This is a genomic window from Streptomyces sp. NPDC056738, from assembly GCF_042790435.1.
Taxonomy (GTDB): Bacteria; Actinomycetota; Actinomycetes; order Streptomycetales; family Streptomycetaceae; genus Streptomyces.
This window is the reverse complement of sequence record NZ_JBHTZF010000002.1, coordinates 247394-261920: the sequence shown is the minus strand read 5'-3', so window position 1 is coordinate 261920 and position 14527 is coordinate 247394. Positions and strand designations below refer to the sequence as shown.

At 73.3% G+C, this 14527-nt stretch carries 14 protein-coding genes; 8 read left to right on the top strand and 6 right to left on the bottom strand.

Translation table 11 applies throughout. The annotated features are described in order from the left end of the window. Positions 1–30: 30 nt before the first annotated feature. A complete protein-coding gene (locus ACFRIC_RS04860; protein ID WP_382779425.1) occupies positions 31–759 on the bottom strand; it encodes an SDR family NAD(P)-dependent oxidoreductase in 729 nt (242 codons plus the stop codon). A gap of 68 nt (positions 760–827) precedes the next feature. Continuing rightward, the gene (locus tag ACFRIC_RS04855; protein WP_382779423.1) at positions 828–1556 is read right to left on the bottom strand and encodes a TetR/AcrR family transcriptional regulator; all 729 of its coding nucleotides are present in this window, start codon (positions 1554–1556) and stop codon (positions 828–830) included. Positions 1557–1645: 89 nt separating this feature from the next. On the opposite strand from ACFRIC_RS04855, the gene ACFRIC_RS04850 reads away from it, so the two are divergent. Both ACFRIC_RS04850 and ACFRIC_RS04845 read left to right on the top strand, forming a co-directional pair. Next, positions 1646–2506 carry an SDR family oxidoreductase gene (locus ACFRIC_RS04850; RefSeq protein WP_382779420.1) on the top strand — a complete coding sequence of 287 codons (861 nt, stop codon included), beginning with the start codon at positions 1646–1648 and terminating at the stop codon, positions 2504–2506. Positions 2507–2624: 118 nt separating this feature from the next. Further along, positions 2625–3608: a TIGR01777 family oxidoreductase gene (locus ACFRIC_RS04845; protein ID WP_382779417.1), complete on the top strand. Its 984-nt coding sequence runs from the start codon at positions 2625–2627 to the stop codon at positions 3606–3608. Positions 3609–3877: 269 nt separating this feature from the next. On the opposite strand, the gene ACFRIC_RS04840 is transcribed toward ACFRIC_RS04845, so the two are convergent. Then, positions 3878–4843, bottom strand: a complete 966-nt coding sequence (locus ACFRIC_RS04840) for a pirin family protein (RefSeq protein WP_382779414.1) — start codon at positions 4841–4843, stop codon at positions 3878–3880. A gap of 139 nt (positions 4844–4982) precedes the next feature. Between ACFRIC_RS04840 and ACFRIC_RS04835 the strand changes: the two genes are divergently transcribed. The 5 genes from ACFRIC_RS04835 to ACFRIC_RS04815 all read left to right on the top strand — a co-directional run bounded on the left by ACFRIC_RS04835 (position 4983) and on the right by ACFRIC_RS04815 (position 9556). Continuing rightward, positions 4983–5513 (top strand): MarR family winged helix-turn-helix transcriptional regulator, encoded by a 531-nt coding sequence (locus tag ACFRIC_RS04835; protein WP_382779412.1) that lies wholly within the window; start codon positions 4983–4985, stop codon positions 5511–5513. 2 nt (positions 5514–5515) lie between these two features. Next, the gene (locus tag ACFRIC_RS04830; RefSeq protein WP_382779409.1) at positions 5516–5956 is read left to right on the top strand and encodes a MarR family winged helix-turn-helix transcriptional regulator; all 441 of its coding nucleotides are present in this window, start codon (positions 5516–5518) and stop codon (positions 5954–5956) included. Positions 5957–6121: 165 nt separating this feature from the next. Beyond that, a complete protein-coding gene (locus tag ACFRIC_RS04825) occupies positions 6122–6469 on the top strand; it encodes a tetratricopeptide repeat protein (protein WP_382780798.1) in 348 nt (115 codons plus the stop codon). 211 nt (positions 6470–6680) lie between these two features. Beyond that, on the top strand, positions 6681–7340 hold the full coding sequence (locus ACFRIC_RS04820) for a peptide deformylase (RefSeq protein WP_382779406.1): 660 nt from the start codon (positions 6681–6683) through the stop codon (positions 7338–7340). Between the two features lie 629 nt (positions 7341–7969). Then, on the top strand, positions 7970–9556 hold the full coding sequence (locus ACFRIC_RS04815) for an ABC-F family ATP-binding cassette domain-containing protein (protein ID WP_382779403.1): 1587 nt from the start codon (positions 7970–7972) through the stop codon (positions 9554–9556). A 171-nt stretch (positions 9557–9727) separates the two neighbouring features. Here ACFRIC_RS04815 and ACFRIC_RS04810 read toward each other — a convergent pair whose 3' ends face one another. Beyond that, on the bottom strand, positions 9728–11161 hold the full coding sequence (locus ACFRIC_RS04810; RefSeq protein ID WP_382779400.1) for a dihydrolipoyl dehydrogenase family protein: 1434 nt from the start codon (positions 11159–11161) through the stop codon (positions 9728–9730). 119 nt (positions 11162–11280) lie between these two features. Between ACFRIC_RS04810 and trxA the strand changes: the two genes are divergently transcribed. Then, positions 11281–11688 (top strand): thioredoxin, encoded by a 408-nt coding sequence (gene trxA, locus ACFRIC_RS04805; RefSeq protein ID WP_382779398.1) that lies wholly within the window; start codon positions 11281–11283, stop codon positions 11686–11688. A 79-nt stretch (positions 11689–11767) separates the two neighbouring features. Here trxA and ACFRIC_RS04800 read toward each other — a convergent pair whose 3' ends face one another. Both ACFRIC_RS04800 and ACFRIC_RS04795 read right to left on the bottom strand, forming a co-directional pair. Then, positions 11768–13204, bottom strand: a complete 1437-nt coding sequence (locus ACFRIC_RS04800) for an aldehyde dehydrogenase family protein (protein WP_382779395.1) — start codon at positions 13202–13204, stop codon at positions 11768–11770. Between the two features lie 24 nt (positions 13205–13228). Next, the gene (locus ACFRIC_RS04795) at positions 13229–14437 is read right to left on the bottom strand and encodes a 4-hydroxybenzoate 3-monooxygenase (protein WP_382779392.1); all 1209 of its coding nucleotides are present in this window, start codon (positions 14435–14437) and stop codon (positions 13229–13231) included. Positions 14438–14527 lie beyond the last annotated feature (90 nt).

Here is a 14527-nt window from a genome sequence, read left to right as displayed (position 1 = left end):
AGGCGGCAGGTCCCGTTCCCCCGCCCCCGGTCAGGCGAGGGCGGTACCGGTCTCCTCGCCCAGCGTGCGCAACAGGCGGTCCTGGAAGGCCTGGTCGTGCACGGCAGGATGCGCCTCCTGCCGCTGCCGGTGATACCAGTAGCCGCCACTGGTCAGGGCCTGCGGATCGTCGCTCGTGGCCAGCCACACCTGTGTCCGGTGCCCGAGTTCGAGATCGTCGGGAGCCCCGGGGCCACCCATCCTGGTGGGCACCCAGCCCGGGTCCACGGCGTTGCTCGGCCCTTCGGGGCGCAGTCGGGCCACAGCGGCGGCGAGCGCCGTCACGAACAGCTTGCTGTCGGCGTACGAGCCGGGCCCGTCGCCCCGCCAGTCGATCCCGTCGGTGGAGGGGAATCCCTGGTAGTGCGAGCCGCTGCTCAGGTACACGAGCCGGCGCGGCCCGCGCAGCAGGGCCGTGAGCAGGTACGGGGCGATGATGTTGACCGGCATGACGGCGGGCCCGCTCCACACGCCGGCGTTGTGGATCACGGCGTCGAGCGGTGCGGCGGCGTCGAGTTCGGCGGCGATGCGCCGCACCGCGTCACGATCCGTGAAATCACCCACGACCAGGCCCGCCCCGCGGCCGACCAGGTCCTGCACGGCTGCCGCGCGCCGCTCGTTGCGGGCGTGCACCACGACGTCGTGGCCGGCGGACAGCAGCGCGTCCGACGCGGCCCGCCCCAGCCCGTCCGCCGAGCCGGTCACCAGGATTCGGCTCACGTGATCGCACCCCTCTCGGTTCGTCGTGGGTCCATGCCTCGACGGTACGACTCTCGCGCCGACCGCGATCAGGCGCGCGAGGTGCCACCGTCCGACGCCAGGCGGGTGAGCCACTCGCGCAGCAGCCGCTGCTCGGCGTCGCTCAGGACATCGGCGTCGTCGGGGAGAGCCGCGCGCAACGCGCGGGCCGCGGCGGCAGGGCCGGTCTCGGTGGCGGGCACCGTCGGTTCGGCACGGGTGACGGCGGCGACCATGGCCTCGCGGAGGACGGTCAGCAGCTCTGGCGTGCGGCGTTCCGCGGGAGTGGAGTGCCAGGTGGTGACCGCGCCCTGCCCGGTGGCCTGGATGATCTGGGCGGCCAGTTCCTCGTCGACCCGCAGCCATCCCCCGGCCGCCAGTCGCCGCACCCGGCCGTAGAGGATCTCCAGGCCCGCACGGTGCGCCGTGTCCACGCCCCGACCGGTGGCTCTGTTCATCACCGCGAACAGCTCGGGGCGCGAGACCCCGAACTCCACGACCAGGTCCCAGCCGCTGCGCAGCTCCTCCACCGGGTCCTCGGGGTCGAGGTCGAGCCGCGCGCGCTTGCTCTCCAGGAACTGCCCGTAGCCGTGCTCGGCGACCGCCTCCAGCAGCCCCTCCTTGTCGCCGAACAGGCGGTAGATCGCCGGCGGCTGCATCCCGGCGGCGGCGGCGACCGCTCGGGTACTCATCGCGTCGGGGCCCCCCTTCTCCAGCAGCTCTACGGCCGCCTCGACGATGCGGTGACGAGGGGTGTCGGGGGAGTCGCTTCTGACCATGTACCGATGATATCGAGAATTTGATTCCACTGGAAGTATCGGTGCTATCGTTGAAGTGATTCCACTGAAACCATCGCCGGGAGAACGCCATGATCATCGTGACCGGAGCCACCGGAAAGCTCGGCCGCCGCACCGTCGAGCACCTCCTGGAACGCGTCCCCGCCGACCGCGTCGGCGTCAGCGTCCGCGACCCCCGCAAGGCCGGGGACCTCGCCGATCGCGGCGTCCGCGTCCGGCAGGGCAGCTTCGACGACCCCGCCTCGCTCGCGCACGCCTTCGAGGGGGCCGAGCACCTGCTCCTCGTCTCCCTCGACCGCACGGGCGAGGAGTGCGTCACCGGCCACCGCGCCGCCGTCGACGCCGCCGTGAAGGCCGGCGCCGGCCGCATCCTCTACACCAGCCAGATGGGCGCCGCCCACGACTCCCGCTTCCAGGCGTGCCGCGACCACGCCCGGACCGAGGACATGCTGCGCGCCACGGGCCTGCCCTGGACCGCGCTGCGCAACGGCTTCTACGCCTCCAGCGCCTTGCAGTTCCTGGAGTCCGCCCGTCACACCGGCGACATCGCCCTCCCCGCCGACGGCCCCGTGACCTGGACCGGCCACGACGACCTCGCCGAGGCCACGGCCGCGATCCTCCTCGGTGACGCCCGCTTCGAAGGGGCCACTCCGCCGCTCACCGCCTCGGCGGCGCTCGACTTCGGGGACGTCGCGGAGATCGCGACGCGAGCCACCGGACGGCCCTTCACCCGCACCGTCGTCCCCGACGACACCTTCCGCGAGCAGGTCCTCGCGCACGGCGCCCCGGCCCCGATCGCGGACCTGATGCTGAGCATCTTCGCGGCGGCGCGGAATGGCGAGTTCACCGCTGTCGACCCGACGCTGGCCGAGCTGATCGGGCGCCGGCCCGCCACCTTCCACACCCAGTTGGAGCGCGCCTGGGCCGAATAAATCGAACGGGGCCCGCCACCCGAGCCGGCCGCCTCGCGCCGACATGCACCGGAATCCCGAGTTGAACATGTTCAAAACGAGGGACTACGCTGACGCCGAGGGAAGTTGAGGGGGTCCGATGAAGGTAGTGCTGCCCGGGGGAACCGGACAGGTGGGCACGATTCTCGACCGCGCGCTGACGGCGGCCGGCCACGAGGTCACGGTGGTGACCCGGCATCCCGCGCGGGCGCACGACGTCGGATGGGACGGGGCCACGCTCGGCCCCTGGGCCGCGGCGATCGACGGCTGCGATGCCGTGATCAACCTGGCCGGACGCAGCGTCTCCTGCCGCTACACCACCGAGAACCTGCGAGCCATGATGGACTCCCGGGTGGATTCGGCGCGGGTGGTCGGCGAGGCCATCGCCGCCGCCGCGCGGCCACCGCGCGTCTGGCTGCAGATGAGCACGGCGACGGTCTACGCCCACAGCTTCGACACGGCGAACGACGAGGCGACCGGGGTGATCGGCGGCACGGAGGCCGGGGTGCCGGACTACTGGGCGTACAGCGTCGAGATCGCGAGGAACTGGGAGCGGGCGCAGGCCGAGGCGCAGACTCCAGCGACCCGCAAGGTGGCGCTGCGCTCGGCGATGGTCATGAGCCCGGATCGGGGCGGCGTGTTCGACGTGCTGTCGCGGCTGGCGCGCCTCGGGCTGGGCGGTCCGGTCGCCGGCGGCGCGCAGTACGTCTCCTGGATCCACGACGAGGACTTCGTGCGAGCGGTGGAGTTCCTGATCGCCCGGGACGACCTCGACGGGCCGGTGAACCTCGCCTCGCCCGGGCCGCTTCCGCACCGCGCCTTCATGCGGGCGCTGCGTACGGCCTGGGGCGTCCCCCTGGGCCTGCCGGCGACGCGCTGGATGGCCGAGTTGGGGGCGTTCGCACTGCGCTCGGACACGGAGCTGCTACTCAAGAGCCGTCGCGTCGTGCCGGGGCGGCTGCGCGCGGCCGGGTTCACTTTCGAGCACCCCGAGTGGGAGAAGGCCGCCACGTCTCTCGTACAGCGGGCCAGGCCGGTTCGTACGACCTCGGACCGGACCCGCGGATCGAACCGGACCGTGTAGACGCCCTGGGGAGCTGTCCGCGGCCGGTCTGGTCCGTCGGCGGGGAGTTCCCGGCGGGCGAGGTCGCGGCACATCGGCCGGCCGGCGGGCGAGGATGTCGCACGTCGGCCGCCGGCGGGCGAGGTCGTCGCACATCGGCCGCCGGCGGACGAGGGTGTCACACGTCGGCCGGCCTTCCCGCCCTGCCGGGCTTCTTGCCGGGCACGCTCCACCAGGGTGGTCTCACCAGCGCGCTCGCCGCCGGCGCGATCGCCCCGCCGGCGCTCCGGTCAGCGCACCCTTCCGCGCGGCTTCAGCGGAAGCGGGGGCAGTTCCGGCGCCGACAGCGGCGCACCGTCGTACCCCCTCACTTCACCGAAGCGCGCACCCTTGGCCCAGTCGTCCCGGGCCTGTTCGATCTCCTCCTGGGTGCGGCCGATGAAGTTCCACCACATGATCAGTTCCTCGTCGAACGGCTCACCGCCGAGCAGCATGAGGCCCGCGTCCGACATGGCGCGCAGCGGGAGTTCGGTGCGGCCGCAGCCGAGGTAGAGCATGGAGCCCGGGAGCACCGGCACGCCGTCGACATGGGCCTCGCCGGACATGACGAGGACGGCGTACTCGAAGTCGGGCTCCAGGGGCAGGCGCACCTCCGCGCCGCTCGTCAGGGCCAGGTCGGCGCCGACGATGGGCGTGTACGTCGTGCCGGGCGAGGCCGTTCCGTCGAGCGTGCCCAGCAGGAGCGTGGCCCGCAGGCCGGGGGCGGTGACGACGGGCAGCTCGGCGTGGTGTTCGAAGTGCGGGTCGGTGTGCCGGTGACTGTCCGGCAGCGCGACCCAGAGCTGTGCGCCGTGCAGCAGACGGGAGTGCGCGCGGGGGCTCTCCTCGGAGTGGCTGATGGCGCGGCCCGAGGTCATCAGGCCGAGTTCGCGCGGGCGGATCGTCTGGAGGCTGCCCGTCGAGTCGCGGTGCAGCACCTCGCCCTCGTGCAGCCAGCTCACGGTCTGCAGGCCCATGTGCGGGTGCGGCGGGACCTGCATGCCGGGTTCGTCGGCGATGTCGTCGGGACCGTAGTGATCGACGAAGCACCACGCACCGACCATGCGCCGGCCCAGGTTGGGCAGCAGACGGCGGACCTCGGTCGACTCGCCGAGCTTGACCCGGCGGGGGCTGAGGAGTTCACGCACCGGCTCGGCCACCACGAACCCGCGGCCGCCGCAGGGGGCGGGTACCGGCTCCCGATCAAGATTGCTCATGGCGCCCAACCTAGCCCCGCCGGAGGCTTCTCGTCAGTCCATCTATCCGCCCATTGAGGGGCACATGGCCCAGAACCGGCGCGGTGGACCTTCCGAAAAATAGTAGCCATGGACATAGTAGCCATGTACTGTTTCTTTCATGAGTACAGCGAAGCCGGTTTCCGAGAACGCGACGCCCGGATTCCTCGTCTGGCGCCTGTCGATGAAATGGCGCGTCGCGGTGGACCGGGCGGTGGGCCCGCTGGGCCTGACGCACGCGCAGTATTCGCTGGTGGCGTCCCTGTACGGCATGCACCGGGACGGACGGCACCCCAGTCAGCGCCAACTCGCCGACCACACCGGGCTCGAACCGCTCTACGTGTCGAAGCTGGCTCGTTCCCTGGAGACGGCCGGCCTGCTCGACCGCACCAGGGATCCGGCGGACCCCCGGGCGGTGCGGCTGACGCTCACCGAGGACGGGCGCGAGGTCACCCGCCGCGCCATCTCCGTGGTCCAGGGCCTTCTGGAGCGGCTTCTCGAACCACTGGGCGGCCTCGGCGGCGAACGCACACGGGCGTTCAGCGACGAACTGGCCGTCCTGCTCGACGTACCGCTCGACGCGCACACCGCAGCCGGGAAGCGGCCCGGCGAGGCGTCACCCCCTTACGAAGAGGATTCACCCGAGGAGTAGTCATGACCACCTCTGTTCCCCCTGTCAACGGCCAGGTCATCGGCCTCGCCCACTACGCGAGCCGCGCCGCCCTGGAGCGGGTGCTGGCTCGCAGCGGCACCACGTTCGAGCAGTCGGTGGCCCTGCGGGCCGTGTCCGACCACGGCGGCACCGCCGAGGCGGCGCGGGTCACGGGCCGCCTCACCGGCGCCCTGAAGATCGAGGAGTCGGCGGCCCGGCGGACCGTCGAGGAACTGACGGCACGCGGGCTCCTGGTGGAGCCGGCGCCCGGGCAGGTGTCCCTGACGGACGGCGGCCGGGAGCTGTTCGCGTCGATCCGCGCCGCGGGCGACGCGATCGCGGCCCGGGTGTACGCCGGGATCCCGGCCGAGGACCTGGCCGCCGCCGGTCGCGTACTGGCCCTCGTCACGGAGCGGGCCGAGGCGGAACTCGCCGGCGCGTAGCGGTCCGGGGCGCCGGCGCGCCCGGGCTCGTCCACGGGCCTACGCGCGGGCCCGCGGACCAGGGCGCGGACCGGGCCGTGAATCGGGTCGTGGACCGGGCCGTGAATCGGGTCGTGGAATATTCAACCAACCGGCCCGGTTGTGGCCCGTCGAAGGAGGTCGGTGGTGGACACGACGTACTACGACCACGGGACGGCCGCGGAACGCTGGGAGCGGGCGCGGATGTTCTTCGAGGCCAAGGACTACTCCGCGGCGGCACGTGTGCTGGACGGGCTGGTCGAGGAGGTGCCGGAGCAGACGGGACCCCGGCTGCTGCTGGCGCGCTCCTACTATCACTCGGCTCAACTGCGCCGCGCCGAGGCCGAGTTGCGCACGCTCGTGGAGCTCGACCCGGTCGAGCACTACGCCCGGCTGATGCTGGGACGCACGCTCGAACGGCTCGGCCGGCCCGACGAGGCCGCGTCGCACCTGCGGATCGCGTCCGCGCTCGGGGGCGAGTTCGACGGGGCCTGATCCGGGTCTCGTTGCGGGTCTCACTACGGGTCCCGGGGCTCTCACGGAAGGCCGGTCACCTCGGTGACCGGCCTTCCGTGCGTCGCGTGGGCGGACAGACGGGCGGCGGGGCACCGGACCGACCGTCGTGTGTCCCGAGCCACACGAGGAAAGTCGCGGCACTCCCCCGTGCCGCCTCGATCGCCCCGTCCCGGCTTGGCATCCTGGCGCGATGGCATCCGAACCTGACCGCAGCGCCCCGCGCATCCCCCTGAGCGACCTGGTCGAGGAACTTCTCGGCCACGAGGGCCCGTTGCCGATCGTCGCGGCCGGTGACCCCGTGCTGCGCCGGGGCACGGAGCCGTTCGACGGGCAGCTCGACCCGGGGCTCCTCGCCCGGTTCGTGGCCGCCCTGCGCGCCACGATGCACGCGGCGCCGGGGGTCGGCCTCGCCGCGCCGCAGGTCGGCGTGCCGCTGCGGATCGCGGTCATCGAGGACCCCGCGCCGGTCTCCGACGAGGTGCGCCTCGCCCGTGGGCGGGTGCCGCAGCCGTTCCGGGTGCTGGTCAATCCCTCGTACGAGGGGATCGGCCCCGGGCGAGCGGCGTTCTTCGAGGGCTGTCTGAGCGTTCCGGGCTGGCAGGCCGTGGTGGCCCGGCACGCCGAGGTGCGGCTGAGGGCGCTCGACGAACACGGGAAAGCGGTCGACGAGGTGTTCGGCGGCTGGCCCGCGCGGATCGTCCAGCACGAGACGGACCACTTGGACGGCATGCTCTACCTCGACCGCGCGGAGCTGCGCTCGCTGTCCTCGAACCAGGCCGCTGCGGAACTCTGGTCCCAGCCGACCCCGGAACACGCGGCCGAGACCCTGGGCTTCACCCTGCCGGACTGATCCCGAGGCTCCTCGCCGACCGCTCGCCGGGCCACCCGCCCGGTGCGGCGCCGGGCACTCACGCCGGGGCACTTGCGCCCGTGCCGGGTCCTCGCCAGAAGTCGGGGTGCGCTCGCCTCGGGGCTGTCGGGGCTGTCGGGGCCAGCTCACGCCCGTACCGGGTCGGCACACGCCAGGATGCCGTGCCCGATCGCCTTCGGTCCGCCGAGGCCAGGCACGCCCTCGCCGCGCGAGTATTCGCCAGGGCGCCGTGACCCGCCCGCCTCGGCCCCGCGCCGGGCCACACCCGGTGCCGTACGGACCCCTCGCCATGAGCCGAAGCCGGCTCGCCCAGGGCCGTCTCGGGGCCCGCCCCCCTTCGGTCCGCCCGGGCCAGGCACGCCCTCGCCGCACGCGCACTCGCCAAGGTGCCGTGACCCGCCCGCCTCGATCCCGCGCCGGGGGCGCACCTGGTGCCGCCCGGGCCGCTCCCCCGGCCCCGTGCCGGGCCCCGGCGGAAATTCGCAGGCGCTCCGGCACCGGTTTCGTTAGCCTGCGGGTATGTCTACGCCCCGCGTCTCTTAGCTCCAGGACCCGCTTCCACGCCACACGTGTGTCCTCGAGCCGATTGACTTCTGGAGCGTTTTCCCATGATCACCGTTCGCGGTGTCGACGTGCGCGCCGGTGCGCGCCTGCTGCTGTCCGACATCTCCTTCACCGTCTCCCCCGGCGACCGCATCGGCCTGGTCGGCCGTAACGGCGCCGGCAAGACCACCCTCCTCAGCACCCTCGCGGGGCTGACGCGGCCCGCCGCCGGCTCCGTCTCCCGTACCGGACCCGTCGGTCACCTCGCACAGGACCCGGCCGCGGCGGACCCCGCGGTCACGGTCACCGCGCGGATCCTGTCGGCCCGCGGTCTCGACCGTGCCGTACGGGCCCTGCGGGCGGCCGAGGCCGCGATGGCCGACGGATCCGAACGGGCCATGAACGCCTACGCGCGTGCCGAGGCCGAGTTCCAGGCACGCGGCGGATACGCGGCCGAGGCCGAGGCGGCCCGGGTCGCCGCGGGTCTCGGTCTGGCCACCCGGGTGATGGACCAGCCGATCGGCACCCTGTCCGGCGGACAGCGGCGGCGCGTCGAACTCGCCCGCATCCTGTTCGCCGACGAAGGCACCCTGCTCCTCGACGAGCCGACGAACCACCTGGACGCCGACTCGGTCCACTGGCTGCGCGGGTTCCTGGCAAGCCGTCGGACCGGGCTCGTCCTCATCAGCCACGACACCTCCCTGCTGGCCGACGTGGTCAACCGCGTCTTCCACCTGGACCCGCACCGCGCCACGCTCGACGTCCACAACACCGGCTGGGCGGCCTACCTCACCCAGCGCGACGCCGACGAGCGACGGCGGGCCCGCGAGCGCGCCAACGCCGAACGCAAGGCGGCGGCGCTGCACGCGCAGGCCGACAAGATGCGCGCCCATGTGTCGACGGCCGTGGCGGCCAGGAACATGGACCGCCGCGCCGACCGCCTGCTCTCCGGTCTCGAACCGGTCCGGCAGACGGAGAAGGTGGCCCGGATCCGGCTGCCCGAGCCGGCACCGTGCGGACGCGTGCCGCTCGGCGCGGTCGCGCTGGCCAAGTCGTACGGCGATCTGCGCGTCCTGGGCGGCGTCGATCTCGCCGTCGACCGGGGCAGCCGCCTGGTGATCCTCGGCCCGAACGGCTCGGGCAAGACGACGCTGCTGCGGCTGCTCGCCGGTCACGACGATCCGGACGGCGGGCGGGTGGTGCGCGGGCACGGGCTGCGCGTGGGCTACTTCGCGCAGGAACACGACACGCTCGACCCCGCCGGGACGGTCCGCGACCACCTCGCCGCCGCGGCGCCGCACCTGGACGACGGGGAGGTACGGCGGGTGCTCGGCTCGTTCCTGTTCACGGGCGACGACGCCGGCAAACGGGTCGGTGTCCTCTCCGGGGGCGAGAAGACCCGGCTGGCCCTGGCGGGGCTGGTCCACTCGGGCGCGAACGTGCTGCTCCTGGACGAGCCCACCAACAACCTGGACCCCGCCTCGCGCGCCGAGGTCCTGGCCGCGGTGTCCACGTATCCGGGCGCGCTCGTCATGGTCACCCACGACGAGGGGGCCGTCGACGCCCTGCGCCCGGACCGGGTGCTGCTGCTCCCGGACGCGGACGAGGACCTGTGGAGCGACGAGTACCGGGAACTGGTGTCCCTGTCCTGACGCGGGACACCGGCCACCGGCCACCGGGGACCGGGCCCGGCACGTCAGGCGTCCGGGCATCCACGCCGCCGGGCATCCGGGTGCCCGGCGTGCCCGGCGTGCCCGGGTGCCCGGCGTGCCCGTCCGACTCCCGGGCGGGCACGCCGGGCGCGGCCCGGTCACGCATCCCCGTCACGCGTCCCGGTACGCCTCCAGCAGCCTCAGCCAGACCTCGCTGACCGTCGGATAGGACGGGACGGCGTGCCACAGGCGGTCGACCGGGACCTGGCCGACGACGGCGATGGTCGCGGAGTGGATGAGTTCGCCGACGCCGGGACCGACCAGGGTGAGACCGAGGATGATCTCGCGGTCGAGGTCGACGACCATGCGGGCCTTGCCCCGGTAGCCGTCCGCGTACAGCCCGGCACCGGCCACCGAGGCCATGTCGACGTCCACGGCCCGGACCCGGTGCCCGGCCTGCTCCGCCTCCGCGAGGGAGAGGCCCACGGCCGCCGCCTCCGGGTCGGTGAACACGCACTGCGGGACGGACGCGTGGTCGGCGGTGGCGGAGTGCGCCCCCCAGGGGTCCGTCTCCAGGATCGGCACGCCCGCGGCACGGGCGGCGATGGCGGCACCCGCGATACGGGCCTGATATTTGCCCTGGTGGGTGAGCAGGGCACGGTGGTTGACGTCGCCGACCGCGTACAGCCAGTCGCTGCCGACGGCCCGGAGGCTGTCGTCGACCTCGATCCACTTGCCCGGCTCCAGGCCGACCGTCTCCAGGCCGAGGTCGTCGGTGCGCGGCGCGCGGCCGGTCGCGAACAGGATCTCGTCGGCCTCGAAGCGTTCCCCGGTGTCCGTGAGGGCGACCACGGCCGAGTTCTCGCGTGAGACGGCGGTCACCGAGACGCCGGTGCGGACGTCCGCGCCGGCCTCGGTCAGGGCCTCCGCGACCAGTTCGCCGGCGAAGGGCTCCATGCGGGGCAGCAGGCCCTTGCCGCGGACCAGGAGGGTGACCCGGGAGCCGAGCGCCTGCCAGGCCGTGGCCATCTCGGCGGCCACGACACCGCCGCCCACCACGATCAGTCGTCCGGGTACGGCGTGCGCGCTCGTGGCGTCACGGCTCGTCCACGGCTTGACCTGGGCGATGCCCGGCAGGTCGGGGAGCAGGGCGCGGGTGCCGGTGCAGACCGCGACCGCGTGCCGGGCGGTCAGCAGGCGCCGTTCGCCGTCGGGCCCGTCGACCGCGACGGTGCGCGGTCCGGCGAGCCGGCCGTGTCCGCGGTGGAAGTCGGCACCGATGCCGTCGAGCCAGGCGAGTTGTCCGTCGTCCTTCCAGTCCGAGGTGAACCAGTCGCGGTGGGCGAGCACCGCGGAGGCGTCGAGGGGGCCTTGTACGGCGGCGGACAGGCCGGGTACACGGCGGGCGTCGGCGCGGGCGATGGCCGGGCGAAGGAGGGCCTTGCTGGGCATGCAGGCCCAGTACGAGCACTCGCCGCCGACGAGCTCGCTCTCCACGACCGCGGTGGAGAGGCCGGCGGCGCGGGCGCGGTCGGCGACGTTCTCCCCCACGGGCCCGGCACCGAGCACCACGACGTCGTAGGCGATGGATTCCGTTTCCGTCATGGGGCCAGTCTGGTTGCTGGCGTGCGCCGTGGCCACACGGGTAGGGGCCCGGAATAGGCCCCCGGTGGGTGGCGTTGTGCTGAGCGGCATGACCCGGACACGAGGAAGAGGGAAGTGGAATGAGCAGCACCGTTGAGCTCACCAAGGAGAACTTCGACCAGACGGTCACGGACAACGAGTTCGTCCTGATCGACTTCTGGGCGGAGTGGTGCGGGCCGTGCCGTCAGTTCGCCCCGGTCTACGAGAAGGCCGCCGAGGCCAACCCGGACCTGGTCTTCGCCAAGGTCGACACGGAGGCGCAGCCGGAGCTGGCCGCGGCCTTCGAGATCCAGTCGATCCCGACCCTGATGATCGTGCGCGACCAGGTCGCGATCTTCGCCCAGCCCGGGGCGCTGCCCGCGGCCGCCCTGGAGGACGTCATCGGGCAGGCCCGGAAGCTGGACATGGACGAGGTCCGCAAGTCGGTCGCGGCCCAGCAGGCGGCGGCCAAGGAGCAGGGCACCGGCGGCGCCGAGAACGCCGAGTAGCCCCTCGGCCCGCCGCGCCGCCGGTTCCCCACTGGAAGCCGGAAGCCGCCGGTTCCCCTTGGCAGGGCAGCCGGTCACGTCAGAAGGGGTAGCCGGCCACGTCGCCGCGCACCGTCGTCCACCGCAGGTCGGTGAAGGCGTCCAGGTTGGCCTCGCCGCCGAAGCGGGCGCCGGTGCCGGAGGCGGCGGTACCACCGAAGGGTGCGACGGCCTCGTCGTTGACGGTCTGGTCGTTGATGTGCGCGATCCCGGTCGGGATGCGTTCGGCGAGGTCGAGGCCGCGGGCCGTGTCCCGGGTGACGATCCCCAGCGAGAGGCCGTACGGCCCCGCCGAGGCCAGGGCGGCCGCCTCGTCGAGGGTGCCGAAGGAGCGGACGGGCGCGACCGGGCCGAAGACCTCCTCCGCGTACGCCGGGGTCGTGTCGTCGACTCCGGCGAGGACGGTGGGCCGGTAGAAGAGCCGGTCGTGCGTGCCGCCCGCGGCCAGCTTGGCGCCGCCGGCGGTGCTGGACTCCACCAGCCCGTGGATCTTGGCGAGTTGGGCGTCGTCGATGACGGGTCCGAGGTGGACCTGTTCGCGGTGCGGGTCGCCGACAGCGAGCGAGTCGGCCTTGGCGGCGAGTCGTTCGACGTACTCCTCGTACAGCGAGGCGTGGACCAGGTGGCGGCCGGTGGTCATGCAGATCTGGCCCTGGTGGAAGAACGAGCCCCAGGCGGCCGTCGAGATGACCGCCTCGATGTCGGCGTCCTCCAGGACGACCAGGGCGGAGTTCCCGCCCAACTCCAGGTGCGCGCGCTTGAGATGGCGTCCGGCCGCCTCACCGACCGCGCGTCCCGCGGCGGTCGAGCCGGTGAAGGAGATGACCGGGATCAGCGGGTCGGTGACCAGGGCGCGGCCGACCTCGGCGCCGCCGGGCAGGACCTGGAGCAGCCCGTCGGGAAGTCCCGCCTCGGCGAGGACGGCTCCGAGCGCGAGGCCGCCACACACGGCCGTGCGCGGGTCCGGCTTCAGGACGACGCCGTTGCCGAGCGCGAGCGCCGGGGCGACCGAGCGGATCGAGAGGATGAGCGGCGCGTTGAAGGGCGCGATCACGCCGACGACGCCCACGGGGACGCGACGGGTGTACGACAGCCGCGGGGCCTCCGACGGCAGGACCTGGCCCGTGGGGCGGGAGGCGAGGGCGGCCGCCTCGTAGCACTCCTGGGCGGCGACGTGCAGCTCGAAGTCCGCCTTGCCCGGGATGGAGCCGGACTCCCGCACGATCCAGTCGCGCAGTTCGTCGGCGTGCGCGGCGAAGAGGTCGCCCGCCCGGCGCAGCACGGCGGCATGGACGAAGTGCGGGGTCCTGGCCCATTCGGTCTGTGCGGCGCGCGCGGTCCGCGCGGCACTCGCGACGTCCTCGGCGGCGGCGAGGGTGACGCTGCCGAGGCTCTCGCCGGTGGCGGGTTCGGTGACGGTGTGTTCATCGCCCGAGAGGGGGCGGGACTGCCAGGTCGTGGGGTCGAGCAGCGGCATGTCGGCTCTCCGTTCGTTCACTGATCACCAGCGGGACTTCGGTGACTCCTGCGGCTGGGGGTCCAGCGGAAGTCCCGTGTAGTTCGCTGCCAGTTCGGCGGCGGCGGAACGCGATGCCGTGATCCGGCGCAGTCGCGCGAGCTGCATCCGGTGTTCGAAGGCATCCTCATTTGGTTGAGCGTGCAACATCTTAGTCATGTCGTACGAGAAACGGGTGGCCTGCCACACCCGTTCGAGGGCCGTTCGCGAGTAGCGGTCCAGGAGGTCCGTCGAACCGGTGCTGTGCAGCGCGGCGAACGCGCGGGCCAGGAGCCGTACGTCCGACACCGCGAGGTTGAGCCCCTTGGCGCCGGTCGGCGGCACGATGTGGGCGGCGTCCCCGGCCAGGAAGAGCCGCCCGTGGCGCATCGGCTCGTGAACCCAACTGCGCATGGGGGTGACCGACTTGGCGGTGACCGGTCCCCGCTCCAGCCGCCAGTCCCCGTCGACCGCGAACCGCGCGGCCAACTCGTCCCAGACACGCTCGTCGGGCCAGTCGGCGGCGTCGGTGCCGTTCGGGACCTGGAGGTAGAGCCGGGACACCGACGGGGAACGCATGCTGTGCAGGGCGAAGCCGCCGGCACCCCGGGCGTAGATCAACTCCTCGCAGGAGGGCGGCACATCGGCGAGGATCCCGAGCCAGGAGTACGGGTAGTCGTGGGCGTACGAGCGGCCCGTGCCGGCCGGGAACGCGGCGCGCGCGACGCCGTGGCCACCGTCGCAGCCCACCACCCAGTCGCAGTTCAGCGCCCGTTCCCGCCCCTCGTGCGTGAACCGCACGAGGGGCGAGGCGCTGTCCGGATCCTCCACGGCGAGCGCCTCGGCCCCGAACAACAGGGGTGGCCCGTCCGCGAGTTGAAGGGCAACGAGGTCCTTCACGATCTCCGTCTGGGCGTAGATCGTGACGGTCCGGCCGCCCGTGAGCCCGGGGAAGTCGATGTGGTGGCGCTCCCGTTCGAAGCGCAGCTCGATCCCGTGGTGGACCAGCCCCTCGGCGTCCAGCCGCGCGCCCGCGCCGCACTCGCGCAGGGCGTCGACCGTGCCCTGCTCCAGCATGCCGGCGCGCTGGCGGTGTTCGACGTACGCCCGGTCCCGGCTCTCCAGGACGACGCAGTCGATCCCCGTCCGGTGCAGCAGCCGGGCCAGCAGGAGTCCTGCCGGGCCCGCGCCGATGATGCCGACCGTGGTCCGCATGACGCTCCTCCGGTGTCCGATGCCGCCGGGTCCGAGGTCCGGCACGGGGCCGTCCCGCCGTGCACGGGCCGGGCGGACGGGCCGGGTGCC

Coding starts and splice junctions, on each gene's coding strand:
- ACFRIC_RS04855 (WP_382779423.1), bottom strand. CDS start 1,556: ATGGTCAGAAGCGACTCCCCCGACACCCCTCGTCACCGCATCGTCGAG.
- ACFRIC_RS04850 (WP_382779420.1), top strand. CDS start 1,646: ATGATCATCGTGACCGGAGCCACCGGAAAGCTCGGCCGCCGCACCGTC.
- ACFRIC_RS04845 (WP_382779417.1), top strand. CDS start 2,625: ATGAAGGTAGTGCTGCCCGGGGGAACCGGACAGGTGGGCACGATTCTC.
- ACFRIC_RS04840 (WP_382779414.1), bottom strand. CDS start 4,843: ATGAGCAATCTTGATCGGGAGCCGGTACCCGCCCCCTGCGGCGGCCGC.
- ACFRIC_RS04835 (WP_382779412.1), top strand. CDS start 4,983: ATGAGTACAGCGAAGCCGGTTTCCGAGAACGCGACGCCCGGATTCCTC.
- ACFRIC_RS04830 (WP_382779409.1), top strand. CDS start 5,516: ATGACCACCTCTGTTCCCCCTGTCAACGGCCAGGTCATCGGCCTCGCC.
- ACFRIC_RS04820 (WP_382779406.1), top strand. CDS start 6,681: ATGGCATCCGAACCTGACCGCAGCGCCCCGCGCATCCCCCTGAGCGAC.
- ACFRIC_RS04815 (WP_382779403.1), top strand. CDS start 7,970: ATGATCACCGTTCGCGGTGTCGACGTGCGCGCCGGTGCGCGCCTGCTG.
- ACFRIC_RS04810 (WP_382779400.1), bottom strand. CDS start 11,161: ATGACGGAAACGGAATCCATCGCCTACGACGTCGTGGTGCTCGGTGCC.
- trxA (WP_382779398.1), top strand. CDS start 11,281: ATGAGCAGCACCGTTGAGCTCACCAAGGAGAACTTCGACCAGACGGTC.
- ACFRIC_RS04800 (WP_382779395.1), bottom strand. CDS start 13,204: ATGCCGCTGCTCGACCCCACGACCTGGCAGTCCCGCCCCCTCTCGGGC.
- ACFRIC_RS04795 (WP_382779392.1), bottom strand. CDS start 14,437: ATGCGGACCACGGTCGGCATCATCGGCGCGGGCCCGGCAGGACTCCTG.